Source organism: Microbacterium sp. OVT16B, from assembly GCF_019969705.1.
Taxonomy (GTDB): Bacteria; Actinomycetota; Actinomycetes; order Actinomycetales; family Microbacteriaceae; genus Microbacterium; species Microbacterium natoriense.
In genome coordinates this window covers 296,118-310,041 of sequence record NZ_JAHXZA010000001.1, presented here as the reverse complement: position 1 = coordinate 310,041, position 13,924 = coordinate 296,118, and the positions used below count along the sequence as shown (strand labels likewise).

At 65.1% G+C, this 13,924-nt stretch carries 14 protein-coding genes; 5 read left to right on the top strand and 9 right to left on the bottom strand.

Annotated elements, in window-relative coordinates; all coding sequences use genetic code 11:
- Positions 1-92: 92 nt before the first annotated feature.
- Positions 93-1,253 (bottom strand): hypothetical protein, encoded by a 1,161-nt coding sequence (locus LC438_RS01500; RefSeq protein ID WP_223585610.1) that lies wholly within the window; start codon positions 1,251-1,253, stop codon positions 93-95.
- Positions 1,254-1,338: 85 nt separating this feature from the next.
- Between LC438_RS01500 and LC438_RS01495 the strand changes: the two genes are divergently transcribed.
- Positions 1,339-1,593, top strand: coding sequence for a helix-turn-helix domain-containing protein (locus tag LC438_RS01495; protein ID WP_223585609.1), 255 nt, complete (start codon positions 1,339-1,341; stop codon positions 1,591-1,593).
- A 15-nt stretch (positions 1,594-1,608) separates the two neighbouring features.
- On the top strand, positions 1,609-1,761 hold the full coding sequence (locus tag LC438_RS18900; protein ID WP_223585608.1) for a zf-TFIIB domain-containing protein: 153 nt from the start codon (positions 1,609-1,611) through the stop codon (positions 1,759-1,761).
- A 153-nt stretch (positions 1,762-1,914) separates the two neighbouring features.
- Here LC438_RS18900 and LC438_RS01485 read toward each other — a convergent pair whose 3' ends face one another.
- Complete coding sequence (locus LC438_RS01485) at positions 1,915-3,255, bottom strand: McrC family protein (RefSeq protein ID WP_223585607.1); 1,341 nt, start codon at positions 3,253-3,255, stop codon at positions 1,915-1,917.
- Positions 3,248-4,981, bottom strand: a complete 1,734-nt coding sequence (locus tag LC438_RS01480; RefSeq protein ID WP_223585606.1) for an McrB family protein — start codon at positions 4,979-4,981, stop codon at positions 3,248-3,250. The genes LC438_RS01485 and LC438_RS01480 overlap by 8 nt, the downstream gene beginning before the upstream one ends.
- Before the next feature lie 124 nt (positions 4,982-5,105).
- Here LC438_RS01480 and LC438_RS01475 point away from each other — a divergent pair, with 124 nt between their 5' ends.
- Entirely contained in the window at positions 5,106-5,996 is an 891-nt protein-coding gene (locus tag LC438_RS01475; RefSeq protein WP_223585605.1) for an MT-A70 family methyltransferase, read from the top strand.
- Between the two features lie 174 nt (positions 5,997-6,170).
- Entirely contained in the window at positions 6,171-6,923 is a 753-nt protein-coding gene (locus LC438_RS01470) for a hypothetical protein (protein WP_223585604.1), read from the top strand.
- Here LC438_RS01470 and LC438_RS01465 read toward each other — a convergent pair.
- Together LC438_RS01465 and LC438_RS01460 are read right to left on the bottom strand one after the other, a co-directional pair.
- Entirely contained in the window at positions 6,920-7,627 is a 708-nt protein-coding gene (locus tag LC438_RS01465; protein ID WP_223585603.1) for a hypothetical protein, read from the bottom strand. The genes LC438_RS01470 and LC438_RS01465 overlap by 4 nt on opposite strands.
- A 308-nt stretch (positions 7,628-7,935) precedes the next feature.
- Positions 7,936-8,739, bottom strand: coding sequence for a hypothetical protein (locus LC438_RS01460; protein ID WP_223585602.1), 804 nt, complete (start codon positions 8,737-8,739; stop codon positions 7,936-7,938).
- A gap of 282 nt (positions 8,740-9,021) precedes the next feature.
- On the opposite strand from LC438_RS01460, the gene LC438_RS01455 reads away from it, so the two are divergent.
- On the top strand, positions 9,022-9,444 hold the full coding sequence (locus tag LC438_RS01455) for a hypothetical protein (RefSeq protein WP_223585601.1): 423 nt from the start codon (positions 9,022-9,024) through the stop codon (positions 9,442-9,444).
- 8 nt (positions 9,445-9,452) lie between these two features.
- On the opposite strand, the gene LC438_RS01450 is transcribed toward LC438_RS01455, so the two are convergent.
- The 4 genes from LC438_RS01450 to LC438_RS01435 form a co-directional block, all read right to left on the bottom strand.
- Positions 9,453-10,124 (bottom strand): GPP34 family phosphoprotein, encoded by a 672-nt coding sequence (locus LC438_RS01450; RefSeq protein WP_105677041.1) that lies wholly within the window; start codon positions 10,122-10,124, stop codon positions 9,453-9,455.
- Between the two features lie 645 nt (positions 10,125-10,769).
- The gene (locus tag LC438_RS01445; protein WP_105677039.1) at positions 10,770-11,414 is read right to left on the bottom strand and encodes an MIP/aquaporin family protein; all 645 of its coding nucleotides are present in this window, start codon (positions 11,412-11,414) and stop codon (positions 10,770-10,772) included.
- Positions 11,415-11,588: 174 nt separating this feature from the next.
- Positions 11,589-12,605: a magnesium/cobalt transporter CorA gene (gene corA / locus LC438_RS01440; RefSeq protein ID WP_223585600.1), complete on the bottom strand. Its 1,017-nt coding sequence runs from the start codon at positions 12,603-12,605 to the stop codon at positions 11,589-11,591.
- 18 nt (positions 12,606-12,623) lie between these two features.
- A complete protein-coding gene (locus tag LC438_RS01435; RefSeq protein ID WP_223585599.1) occupies positions 12,624-13,907 on the bottom strand; it encodes a serine hydrolase in 1,284 nt (427 codons plus the stop codon).
- Between the last annotated feature and the right edge of the window lie 17 nt (positions 13,908-13,924).

Genomic DNA, 13,924 nt, shown 5'->3' with positions numbered 1-13,924 from the left:
CACCGTGGCAGAAACTGCGCACACCCGTCCACTGCCGTAGTCAGTGAGGGAGGAAGCTCATCGACGGTTCATCGCCATTCCCACGCACAACCTCACTTGCGCGTGGGGTTGGCGTTGACGATGCCGGTGTTGCGGTCGTAGAGGATCGCAGTACGGTCGCTGACGAACCCGACGAGCACTGTGTGGGCGGCAGCCGCGGGAATGGTGACGGTCTCGATGCTGCTGTCGCGCCCGATGACGAACGTATCGTTGGCATCCGCGGTCTGCCCGTAGGCGACCCCCTCATTCGTGACGGCACTCCAGAGCACGGGTCGTTGGCCATCGCTGCCACCCGTGCACGTGATCGTCCGGTTCTCGGTGTCAGCAATAGCGTTGTCGCCGACGACGAACGCGCCGTTCAGACTGGGGGTGAGGGTCTTCGGCAGGAGCGTCTGCGGGCAAGCCGAATCAGGTGTGAGAGGTTCGCCTGTGGCGAGGTTTACCCACATGGTGGTGGTGGTCGTGCCGTCGTAGCTGGTGAGGACGACGATATCCCGCTCATCGGAGGCCGCAAGGGTCGCGTTCTCCAGAGGAAGCCCTGTGACGTGCATCACCTGTGCACCCATGTTTGCCGTGTACGGCATGCCCCAGACGATGTGCTCGCCCACCGTCGCGAGGGGGAACTTTCCATCCTGCGCGGTGATCTTCTCTCCAATCGGGGTGAACGCGACATATTCGGGAGCGTTCCCGGCGATCTCGAACGCGAGACCGGTCGTCCGCTTGACCTGTTCGCCGGGAAGGTACTGCTGCGCGATCTCCGACCCGTCCGTGACGTTCAGGAGAGTGACCCGTGTTCCAGGTGCATCGGCTGCGAGCGGGTCTGATCCCTTTGGGAGCACGCCCTTGTCGATGACCGCGACGACATCCGGCGTGACGGCGATCACATCCCGTCCCCCATCCGGGTTCGCCGCGCCCGAGAGGAGGTCGAGGTCGGCCCGCCACAGTTCCTTCCCGTCCGCATCTACGCCAGTGACTCCGCGGTCGGTCACGAGGACTACGACGCCACTGAGGACCAGAGGCGTCGAGCCTTTCCGCGCCTGAGCCGACCACTCCGCAGGTCCGAACACCTCAGACGCGACCGGGATCGACTGAACGGGCGCGCTCGACGGTGAGGCGGATGACGGCGGTGGATTCGAGACGGCGGGTGCGCATGCGGTCAGCGTGAGTCCCATTACGAGAGCTACTCCGAGGTGTCTGATCTGGGATGCGCGCATGGTCTGCCCTCTCTCTAGGTGCTTCACTGAAGATAGGGCAACGCGTAGCACTGTGCAAAGCTTTGCATCGCGAGACCGTTGTTTTGTGCCCAATGTCCCCGATCCCGACTACCGCGCGCTCGGTGTCGAGATAGCCCGCTTGCGGCACGCCCGCGGCTGGTCGATTGAGCGGCTCGCGGAAGCGGCCGGCCTGGGACGGCGGAGCATCATCAATCTGGAAGGCGCTCACCATGAGCCCCGGATCGCAACGCTATGGGCCATCGCACACGGGCTTGACGTTCAACTGAGCGAACTCATCAAGACGCTCGGGCCATCAAAAGGGGGACACCCGCTCCGCTAAGCGTACGATCTCCCCATGGATGACCTCGAACACCAGCGGGAATTGCGCAAGCTCCGTGATGAGGCTCTCGGAACCCCCAACTGCCCTGGTTGTCTACATCCTATGGAAGCGGTTGAGCGTGACAGTGAGCCTGTCTGGGCGTGCGCTGCTTGCGGTGTGATTGCTTGACCACACCTACGTCGCAAGCCGTCTGCACAGTTCGCAGCGCGATCTGATTGCCCGCATGCGAACGGGAAGATCGAGCAATTCGACCGCACGCGGACCCTTGCTCTGCTTGACCCTTAGCCCAGCAGCCTCAACAAGCATCCCTGTACATCACAACTACAGAGCGTCAAGGGCTCGATAGAGGTCCGCTCGGCGAGTGTCTGCGCTCGGACCGACATCGAAGAAGACCACGTGACAGACGGGCGAGAATCCGAGTACGCGCAAGGGCTCTGGGTAGGGCTCGGTTGGGCCGAGAGCGACGGGGTAGAGCAGCGCTACCTTGTCAGTGCGCAAACCCGAATGGCGTCCATATGCGACTGCCTGATAGATGTCAGCTCGCCGAACGCGAATGCGCTGTCCCCGCGCGGTGGCGAGATCGATCGTCTCTTCTGCAGCCGATCCTTTCGGCATCACATTTTTGTACTTCGCGTCGAGGATGAGTCTCGTGCCATCGGCGCGGCCGATCACGTAGTCCGGCTTCACGGGTGTCGAGCCATTTACGGCTCCGAGTTCGTCAACGAGGGTCGCACGGTGGCGACCCTGCACGCGCGTCGCTCCAGGCCACGCGTCGAGAACGTTTCCCAGCGCCTGTTCATACAGCCCGTTCAGCGACCACATGATTTCGTCTTGCGTATGCCCACCGATCTCCGTTGAGACGTAAGTGCCCTCAAGCAGCGCAGTTGTGAAGCGCACGATTGGACCATAGTGACGGAGTGGGCCAGAGAGATTGAACCGGCGCGCATCCTGCGGGCGCATCGGCACGTCCGCGACTCCGGCAAACAGCGCGAGCGTTCTCCGGGTGAGCTCATCGAGCGCTGTACGCGCGCCTTCGAGAGGAACTGCGCGCGATAGAACGGCGACCTGACGGAGCCCAGCCTTTAGGTAGCGATTCGCAGCGGTGTCGTGGGTGGGTTCGGTGAAGCGCGCAGGGATAACATGCGGTCGTGCCCCTGCGAGAGAATGCCTGAGGTATCGAGCTACATCGATGCGTCCACGGACACGCCCGATCAGGTCCTCTTCACGCACCACATATCCGCGGCGGAGCCAGCGTGTCGCGAATGAAAGCACTTCGGCCACGTACCAGCCGAGCAAGCACGCGGCGGGTTCGGGGCGCATCGCCGCAAGGTTCGCCCGCGCGTCCTTGAGCTTCTTTCCGACGCTCTTCGTGCCGAACGCCCAATCCGCTAGGAAAAAGAGGTCGAGGCCGCTAATCTTCGGCGTGACCCTCAGGTGGACCGGCTCGCCGTTGACGTCGAGCCGAGCGATACCAGTGAAATCTGCAGATCGGACTGTCCAGTCTTCGTCCCCAGGGGCCTTCTGGAATGAGAGGTTCAGGTCCTGCCATCGCTCCGCGGGCACAGCTTCGATCAGCGCGGTAGTTGCGCGAGCTGTCGACTGCTCCGCGATCTCAAGAGTCGGTTTCCCGACGTCCCAGTCCGCGGACGGCACGTCAAGCATCGCCCAGATGCTCTGTCTCGTCGTCACCGGGCTCTCTCGCGGTGAGCCAGGCGAGCAACGCTTGCTCGACGCTGTCCTGCTTGTCAGTGTCGCCGTCCACCCCGACCGTGCTCAACACGGCTGCCAGCTTCGCGCTGTCAACGAGGCCTTCGGCCGCGTACTCGGTGAGCAGAGGCGCAACCTCGTAAGCGAATCGCCGTGCGATCGAGTTCAACGACTCAGTTTCGTTGGTCGCGTCGCCTGACGGAAGGAAGTACGAATGCCCGACGGCAAGTGCGGCATTGTTGTCAGCCGTCGTGAACAGCCCGGAGACTGCCTCGAAGAGGTGTCGAGCCGCGTCCCTGTCAGCGGTTCCATGCCACGGAGCGCGGTCGATGACGGAGACGTCTGGCACCAGCGTGAGGAAAGTGAACCGCCGCCGAAGTGCGTAGTCGATCAGCGCGATGCTGCGATCGGCGGTGTTCATCGTGCCGAGCAGGACGAGGTTCGACGGGAGTGTCATAGAGGCACTGCCATCCACGGTGTACGGCGTTCGCACAGGAGCATCGCGGTACTCGAGCGCGTAGAGGAGCTCACCGAAGACCCTCGCGATGTCCGCGCGGTTAACTTCATCGACGATCAATATGACGTCGCAACTGCTCCCAGCGGCGCGCAGTTCAACGGCGACCGCAGCGAGGAAGCTGAGCACCCGGTGCTCAGCTTGGAACGTGACGCCATTGGCCGTTGGGACGGGTGCGAGCGTCCGCACAAAGTCCTCGTACCCGTAGCTCGGATGGAATTGGGCGATGTCCCAGACAGCGGTGAGCCCCCGTCGCATGGCGGCTTGAGCGACATCGAAAGGGCTTCGTTCATTGGCCGGCAATGCAGCGACGACTGCGGACAAGTTCGAATCGTCACTTCGACCCGCGGATGCCCACTCTACATAGCGTTTCGCGACGAAGGTCTTGCCGGTGCCGGGAGCGCCCTGCAAGACCACTTGCTTGCGCCGTCGAGCTTCCTCGTGCAGGAGCTGCAGATCGGAGGGGAGCGGGGCGCGTGCCGACAGAGGCACCGTCACGCGGGGGTGTGCCGCTGCGCGGAACTCGTCCTTTGTGAGCCCGAACCAGCGGTTTGCCCGCCACAGAAGTGCAAGCTCAACGGGATCTCCGCGCTTCGCGACCACCTTGCTGACCTGACCACGGATCCGCTCCGTGAGGAACTCGACGACGGCGGGTACAAACTGCGCCGTGGGGAGGAACCGGCTAGCGCCGACGATCGTTGAGCCGTAGCGCTGCGGCTCAAACAGCGGAACAGCGACCGCTTGGTTAAGAAGCGAAGATGCCGCCTTGCGGGCTTGAGCGCCAACGCCGAGGTGATCGAACGCCTGCTCTACTACATCAGTCGAGAAACCAGCGGTGTCGAAACTGCCAGCATCGTTACCGAGAGTCTCTTCAACGACCTGGGCGATGCGCGGTTCGGCGAAAACGCGAGCCGCCCAGGCCAGCGCGTTCGCCGTAGCTGTGTCGCCCGAGCGTGCCGCACGAAGCCAAGCGTCATCCGCGAGCAAGCCGCCGTGGAAAGCGAACATGCTCTCCACCCAGCTCGATGCGGACTCTGCGCTGTTCCTATCAGCAATGTCCATGACTTGCTGCAGACTCATGCCGGGCGAGACCTGTGCGGCGGTGGTCGTCAGACTCGCAAGGGTCGTGTTCCTCGTCAGAGACATGTGTTCGAGCCCAACTTCCATGATCCGATGCTATCGACGCCCCGGCGGAGAGGCACGGAATGCGACACGCGCGGCGGATACCGCACATAACGTCTGACCCAAGATCTAAAGTAGCCTCATTCCCAAGATCTAAATTGGAGCCCCCATGACCTTGACTGTCGAGCCGCCCCGCAGGACGTCTGCTGCGCCCCTCCGCGAGGAGCAGACCGCGCCGCCGCTGCCAACTGTCGAAGGCGGGTTCAAGACGGTCTACGCCGACCCGCCGTGGCAGTTCCAGAACAGGACAGGCAAGGTCGCACCGGAGCACCGCCGCCTTGACCGATACTCGACAATGACCTTGGACGCCATCAAAGCGTTGCCGGTCGCCGACCATGTCGCGAAGGACGCGCACCTCTACCTCTGGGTGCCGAATGCGTTGCTCCCCGAGGGACTCGCGGTGATGGAGGCGTGGGGGTTCCGCTACGTCAGCAACATCATTTGGGCGAAGCGGCGAAAGGATGGCGGCCCTGACGGGCGCGGGGTCGGGTTCTACTTCCGGAATGTCACGGAAATTCTGCTCTTCGGGGTGAGGGGCTCTTTGCGCACCCTGGCGCCAGCACGCTCCCAGGTGAATATGGTTGAAACACGCAAACGCGAGCACTCGCGCAAGCCAGACGAGTTCTATCCGCTCATCGAGGCATGTTCGCCCGGGCCGTTCCTTGAGATGTTCGCACGTCGCGCCCAGCCGGGTTGGCACGCGTTCGGCGACGAAGCTCCGGACGAGGTTGAGCCCCGGGGCCGCGAGCAGAGGGGCTATAGCGGCGGCGAGATCGAGCGCACCTGGCAGCCCGACGAGGCACCGCGCCTTTCACCGCATCAGCGCCTCGACGGCGCAGCTTCGGACGAACTCGCGAAGCTGGTGCGGGCGTTCTATGAGGCGGGACAGAGCATCCGCGACATCGCCGAGGCAACTGAGTACAGCATCCAGCGAGTGCGGACCTTGTTGCAACACGCGGGGGCTGACCTCCGACCGCGCGGTGGCACCCACGGAAAGTGACTAAGAAGTGCGCAAGATCACTTCAGCAAGGTCGCATGAACGTTGCCGGAGTGCGGAGTCCCCGGCGCATGTTCCGAGTCGCAAGGGTGTCCGATTTTGGACCTGTCGCATCCCGTCTTCGCTGGTGAACTAGCGGTCTCGTTGCCTCGGCTCACGCCCATAAACCTTGCGCCCGTGTTGGAGCTGCCGGGCTCCTTGTTGTCTCGTGTCGCGGATGAACTCACGGCGGCGTGCGCCGATGACGCTGTAGATCGCCTCAACAAGCTGTACGGATGGGCGACTGGAAAACTTATCCGGTCCCTAGTCGATTCCGATACCGTTCTCGGCGGGTTGGACGTGACTCGTTCCATCGCTCAGGCCATGTGCGAATCGCTCCAGACAACTGGGCCAAGCCGAACAGTTCTCGGACGAGTGATCCTCGCCCACGCCGCGCGACTGATCAATATGCGCCAAGGAACCCACACATTCCATGCCGACCTGCAGAACGAGGCTGAGCGCGAGGCTGAGCGTGGCGCAAGCCGCATCAGATCGGTGCTTCCCGCATACAACCAGGTAATAGGCAGCATTCTTGAGCAGTCGGCGTCGGAACTGCGCCTACGCTCTCTCGCGAGGGGCAACCACGATCTGCTCATGTTTCGAGGCCTCCGTGAGGGCAACGTTCCGACAACCGTTGAAGGTGTCAGCCGGAGCGGTTATCCAATGCGACCGTTGGCGTCGTGGTCCACGACGTTCGAAGACGCGGAGCGGTTCGCCCACGGAGCCAACGGAGTCGTGTTGGAAGCCCTCGTGCCGACAGGATGTCTGGCGATCTCCCCCGGCTTCGCCGAAGAAGAGATCATGATCTTCCCCGTTGCGGTTGACGATAGCGAAGCCACAAACGACCTGCACGAGATCAACATCGTTCGCGTGCATCAGTTCAACAACTAACCCTGCGAGCGGAGTGAACCTTCCTCCTGGGCGAGAAGCTCCTCGCGTTCGACGCGAATGGCTTCTCGGCGCTCCTCCGCCCGCATCTGTTGCTGGAACTGACGGTGGTCGTCCAACGCTCTAATCAACTCGACAAGTTGGTCGTACTGCCGGAGGAGCGTTTCGTCCGGTTCCTGCCCGCGCGCGATCGCGGATGCGAGATCAGCGCCGAGCAAGATTGTCCCCTCTGCGAACCTTCTCGGATGCTGACCGTACGACTGATCGGCAAGGTCGCTGAAGTCGTCCAGCCCGTCCATCACGACGATCAGGCGGTTACGCGCCTCATCTCTACGGATGCGCCCGACGATTGGTCGAACGATCAGGTCGAGACGCGAGGACCACTTCTCTGTGAAGTAGGTGCGGAATCCCTCCTCATCCGCCTCTTCGAAATCGCGAACGTCTCGGAGACCCCGGAGCAACGCATCGACGACCTCCTGCCCTCGCGCCGTGTCCGCATCGTCGCGTTCGCGCGCCTCGCGCTTCGCTTCAGCTTCGTCCTCACGACGCTGACGCTCCCTTTCGCGAGCCGCTTCCGCGTCGAGCTTCTTCTGCTCCGCTTCAAGCTTCCGCTGATCCGATCGGGCGGTGATTCGTCCGTTGATCCATACGCCGGACAGGGTTACGACTCCTGTCGCGACGACAGTCAAGATTGGCGTCCAGTCCATGCGTCGAGGATATCTATGCGGTCAGTTGCCCGACGAGCGCCTGCCTCGTCGCATCAAGGGATCAGCATGCAATACGTTCGTGTCGGGGTAGATAGTTGTCACTGTGGCCCTGCCCCGGAGGTTTCATCAGCATTAGGTTCCTCCGCCTCAAGATAGCGAGGCTGCTCGGAGACGTCCGGGACCGGAGATGCGACGAAGCACGGTCTCTGTCCCGTCATCCTCCAATCCGAGAAGAAGGCGCTGCTGTCGGGATAGATGACCAAGCGCACCGTCATCGTTCTCGCGGTTCAATCGCGGACGCGACGATCCTAGCTCCGCGGAATTCCAAACTCGTCCGAATCGTCTTCCTCGGGCGCACGGTCTTCTACTGCGAGGGTGCACGGAATGTCGTCAGAGGTGAGAGGGATCGGAATGGGCTGCGGATCGCGAGCATTGCCGAGCAGCGTGGAGATGATTGACTCCGGATCCTCGCTCGCAAGCTCCGGGTGCGCCTCCAGCGCGCGATCGATCCGTTCGCTGATCTCCTCCGGGGAGAGTTCGCGCATCGCGTTCGCAAGCGATTGAATCTCAGGGTCATCGACGACGTGAGCGGTCGCCAGCTCCGCCCATCGCTCGGCGCTGATCTGATTGTGCCTGCTGCCCGCTGCGCCATGCGCGATGGCATCGAAGAGGAGTTGGAACCACTGCTCGCTGGTCACCTCGGTGGAGGCCTCTACCTCGGTGCCAACCTGATCGGCTAGGCCGGAACCCGGGGCGGTCTGCGCGTCTAGTTCGATGCTTGGTGCGCCGTCTGACGGCTCCTCGACTACCGTCTTGTTGCGCCAGTTCGACCACCACTTCTTGACGCGCGGGACGACCACGCGATCCACCACGACGGTCGTCGCTGCCGTCACTACGACGATCCCGAGCGCGACGAGAATCTGTCCCGCGGTGTTGCTTTCCTTGCCGTCGTAGTCGAAGAGCACGGCCTGCTCGTCAACGCCATTGGCACCGTGCACGAGCGGGCTAAACCCGCCCTCGCTCTTGTGCGATGGAGACAACTCGCCGCCCGCGCCGTACTCGACCACCATCAGCTTGCGCACCTTGTCAGGAAGCTCGTCGTCTACCGCCATGGGTTCAGAGTACCGACCCAGTTGGCGGCAGAACGGCCGGCACGATTTCCTCGTGATCGCGGATGACGGGGAGGCGAAGAAGCCTCTCTCAAAGCTGCTCAGCACTCGGGAACCGGGCAACTCAATACTCAGGACGGAGTGTCGTCACCGTGGCCCGTGTACAAACACGAACAATCCCGTGTACAAATGCTCACCGGTGGACGCAAGGAACCCCAGGTCACGAGGTTAAGCGACACAGCCTCCACATCACGTCGACGCCCATCAGGTCAGTACGCTCTTCACATGGCCCCTGACCAGCGATACGCGTCCCTGCTCGGCGATTGGTCGGGCGACGAAGAGCTCTTCGCCACCGCCTGGACCGCAGCCGGTTCGGCACGAGGCGCGCTGACGGTCGAGCCGGGACCCGACGGCATCCTCCTCGATTACGTGGAGATGCAGGATGCCGGTCACCTCATCGCCCACGGCGTGGTCTGCGCCGCCGGCTTCTGGTGGTTCGACTCCTACGGTTTCGTGCCGGAGACCCCGGGCACGGCCGCGTGGGAGGGCGACGAGCTCGTGCTCGACCGACGATCCGCGCGCGGGCGCACGATCATGCGGCTGCGCCGAGACGGCGAACGTCTTGCGATCGAGCTCGACACGGCTGCGCCACCGGATGCCGAGCCCGCCCCGCTCATGCGCGGGACGTACACGCGCCAGGGCGGCTGAACCGAACCTCAGGTGATGGTCGCCGCCACGATGACCGGCGTCATCGCCGCCATGAGCGCGGCACTCACCGCGGTGCTCACCGCTTTCGCGACGGCGTCTCCGGCGGCCGAATCCTCCGCGAGCGCCCCGATCCTCTTCTTCAGCTCACCGGCCGACATTCCGGCGGCCTCTTCGCGCAGGAGCGCATGCGCCGCCCCCAGCCCCTGCAGGATCGAGAGCAGGGCCTGGTCGGCGGCAGTCGGCGGGACGTGACCTGCCAGGACCGCCGCCAAGCGCGAGCGGAGCAGTCGCTCCGGCCCCGGATCGGACTCGGGCGTGCGCTCCGAGCCCCAGCCGAAGAAGCCGCGCTCACCGCGCACGAGCACGCCCTGCACGACCAGCGACTCGACGACGGACTCGAGCGGATCGAGGCCGGAGCGCATCACGAGCGACTGCACCTTCTTGCCGTGCAGCGGAACGAGCTTCGCGAGAGCGACGTCCAGCACCGGGTTGCCCGTGGGCTCGGCGGACACGATCTCCAGCACCGGGTTCTTGCCTTCGGCGATCCTGACGCGTCCGTGCAGGGCGAGATCCACGATGACCGCGGCGATCTCCCCGTACAGGCGGTGCACGCTCACCGCATTCTCGACCCGCCCGTCCGGGCGCAGTAGCAGCAGGTGGAGCTCCTCGACGATCAGCATGGCCTCAGGCTAGAGCCCACCCGCCGCCTCCGGCATCCCCCTCGAGGAGGACTCCGCGACACGGCCTCCCGGGCGACCGGCGATTCGGGCCACCCACGCACGTTCGGGAGGAGAACTCACGTTCGGGAGGACGGATGCCGCCGAAAGCTCCTCCCGAACGCGCGAACTCCTCCCGAACGGATGCCCAGCGCCACGCGCCCAGCACCCAGCACCCCGCCCGGAACCCAAGCCCCGCGCCGCGCGCCTGCGAACGCGTCACGCTCCAGGACGACCCCGACGCACGTTCGGGAGGAGATCTCACGTTCGGGAGGACGGATGCCGCCGAAAGCTCCTCCCGAACGCGCGAACTCCTCCCGAACGGATGCCCAGCGCCACGCGCCCAGCGCCACCCGCACCCGCCCCGAACCCAAGCCCCGCGCCGCGCGCCTGCGAACGCGTCACGCTCCAGGACGACCCCGACGCACGTTCGGGAGGAGATCTCACGTTCGGGAGGACGGATGCCGCCGAAACTTCCTCCCGAACGTGCGAACTCCTCCCGAACGGATGTCCAGCGCCACGCGCCCAGCACCCCGCACCCACCCCACGCGCACCCCGAACGCAGGAATGCCGCGCCCGGGAGGGCGCGGCATTCGGGTGCAGCTGAGGTCAGGCGCCGATCTTCTTGGCGTCGTCGCTGTTGAGCACGCGGAACAGGACCGCAGCGATCGCGGCGCCGACGATCGGGGCCACGATGTAGAGCCACAGGTTGCTCCATGCGAACTGGCCGCTGATCGACAGGCCGAGCGCGACGGCGGGGTTGAAGCCGCCGCCCGAGATGCCGCCGACCGCGACGGCGCCGACGAAGACGGTGCCACCGATCGCGAGACCGTAGAAGGAGTTTCCGTCGGTGTCCTTCGACGTCGCGACGTTCAGGACGACCCACACGAGGGCGAGGGTGAAGAGCGCCTCGACGAGGAAGGCGGGGCCGACCTCGATCTCGACGGCCTTCTCGGCGGCCGGCCACACGGCGAAGCTGACGAGGGCGGCGGCAGCGCCACCGACGAACTGCGCCACGATGTACGCGACGAGGTCGCCGGCGCTGAGTCCGCCGCGCAGGAAGACGCCGACCGACACGGCCGGGTTCAGGTGCGCGCCCGAGATGTGGCCCGTCGAGAAGACGAGGACCGCGAGGGCGAGGCCGATCGCGAGCGGCGTCAGCGGGCTGCCGCTGTTCACCGCGCCGATGATGCTGAGGACGAAGAGGAATGTGGCGATCGCTTCAGCGAGCGCCTTGCGTGCTGTCCCGGTCATGAGAGTGCTCTTTTCTTGAGATTGGAATGCGGTGAGCACTTCGACCGCCCGCGCACTCCGGCCGACGCACCCTCCATAGCGTCACCGAGAATATCGGGTCGCATACCGAAGGGAGAGGATGCCGCGCGGCGATCCTGTGAATAGGCTGAACACGCCGAGCGTGCGTCGGAGGGCCTACAGCCACCCCTTCTTCTTGAACACGAAGTACAGTCCGCAGCCCATCGCGATCATCAACCCGATCGCCATCGGGTAGCCGAACACCCAGCTCAACTCCGGCATGTTGTGGAAGTTCATGCCGTAGACCCCGGCGACGAGCGTGGGCGCGAACAGGATCGCCGCCCAGCCCGAGATCTTCTTGACCTCGTCGTTCTGGCGGATGCTCAGCTCCGTCATCCGCTGCATCTCCGCGTTCTGACGACGGGCCACGATCGTCGACTCCACGGTGAGCGCGTTGTCGAGCAGCGTGCGGAAGGTGGTGGCCCTGTCGGCGATCCGCAGAGCATGGTCGAGCACATCGCGCAGATAGGTCTGCAGCTCCTCATCGACCGCGTACTTCTCGGAGCCGCGCAGCAGCCCCTCCAGCATCCCCGCCAGCGGCTGCGTCGCACGCTGGAAGTCGATGACCTCTCGGCTCAGCTCGTAGATGCGCTGGGTCGCGTCGGAGTCCTCGACGAACAGCTGGCTCTCGATCTCGTCGATGTCGTTCTCGAGTCCGGCGAGCACGGGGGCGTACTCGTCGACCACCTCGTCGAGGATCGCGTAGAGCACCGCCTCGGGTCCGTGCTTCAGCAGAGCGGGGTCGCCTTCGAGCCGGCGGCGCACCCGCCCGAGGTCCGGCGACTCGGCGTGCCGGATCGTGACGACGAAATCGGGACCGAGGATGACGTGCACCTCGCCGAACTCCACCTCCTCGACATCGTCGAGGTAGCGCGCGGGGCGCAGCACCATGAAGAGGATGTCGCCGTACCGCTCCAGCTTCGAGCGCTGATGCCCGGCGAGGGCGTCCTCGACCACCAGGGCGTGGATGCCGAACTCGTCGGCGACGGCGCGGATCTCCTCCTCGCTGGGCCGGTACAGGCCGATCCAGCCCATGCCGCCGCGTTCCCGCATCCGCTCGAACGTCTCGCTGAGGCTCTTCGGGTTCTCGGAGCGCACCCCGTCGACGTAGATCGCGTTGTCGATGATCGTCATCGCGGCCCCGCTCCGGTGCTAGGCGGCCGGCTGCTCGACGCAGACGAGCGCGGCATCCGTGATCGCCTGATGGTACTGCTCAGCCGTGAACGGCAGACCGAACTCGGGGGCCGTCTGGCCCGACGCCGCCGGAGCCTTGGAGGCGATCGCTGCGAGCTCCCACGCCAGGTACGAGGCGAAGGTTCCGCTCGCCGTCGAGTCGTTCAGCACGACCGCGACGGTGAAGCCCGTCGCCGGGTCGGAGTACGCGGCGGTGGCATAGCCGGGAGCCCATCCCTGCTGGCCGATCATGGAGCCCACGAGGTTGCCGCCGCCCGTCGCCTGCAGCCACGACGGGGCGCCGTCGTAGGCGGGCAGCGGCGCGCTGAAGCGCTCGGGCTTCTTCTTGGTCCGCAGCTTCTGCGCCGCCTCGGCCTGCACGTAGCGCCCGAGGTCCTCGATGGTCGACACGACGCCCGAGTCGGTGAACCCGGCGCTGGACGACAGCTTCGTGATGTCGACGGGAGCCGCACAGTTGTAACCACCCTCGACCGCAGACAGGTAGTGACCGTTCATGACCGGCCCCGTCGACGGTGCGGCCGCGGGCGCGGCGGGAAGGGACGTGCCGCTCAGGCCGAGCGGGGTGGTGACGTACTTGGCGATCAGCTCCGACGCGCTGAGGCTCGATGCGCGCTCGAGCGCGAGGCCGAGAAGAAGATAGCCGGCATCCGAGTCGCGGTATGCGGTGTGCGCGGGGGTACGCGCCTGGCCGAGCCCGTACGAGGCGAGCTCGAGCGGAGCCCACTCGCGACCCGGGGTGTTGAGCCAGGCGGACTTCACCGTCGGCTCGGAGGAGCCGAGTCCGCTCGTGCCGTTGCAGAGATCGAGGAGGGTGATGTCCTGGAGGCCCGCGACGCCGGAGACGTAGTCCGTCACCGGCGCATCGAGCTTGAGCACATCGTCGTCGGCGAGCGCGTAGAGCACGTCGCACGTCATGAGTCGCGTCACGTCACCGACGCGGAAGGACATGTCGGTGCTGATCTCCGCGCCCGCTCCGGGTTCCTGCGTGCCGAGGCCGGTCACCCAGGTGCCGCTCCAGGGCACCCAGACGCCCACGACGGCCCCGGAGGCGCCGGAGGCCGTGAGCGCGTTCGACACGGCATCCTGCATCGCCGCGACCGTGTCGTCGGGGAGGCTGCCGTCGACCTGCTCAGGAGGCGTGTACGTGAACGTCTTGTCCGCAGAGCATCCGGTCAGGAAGAGCCCGAGCACCACGACGCTCGCGACGGCTGCGCGCACCCGGCGCGACGAGAGAAGCTGCATGTGGAAAAGACCCCCGG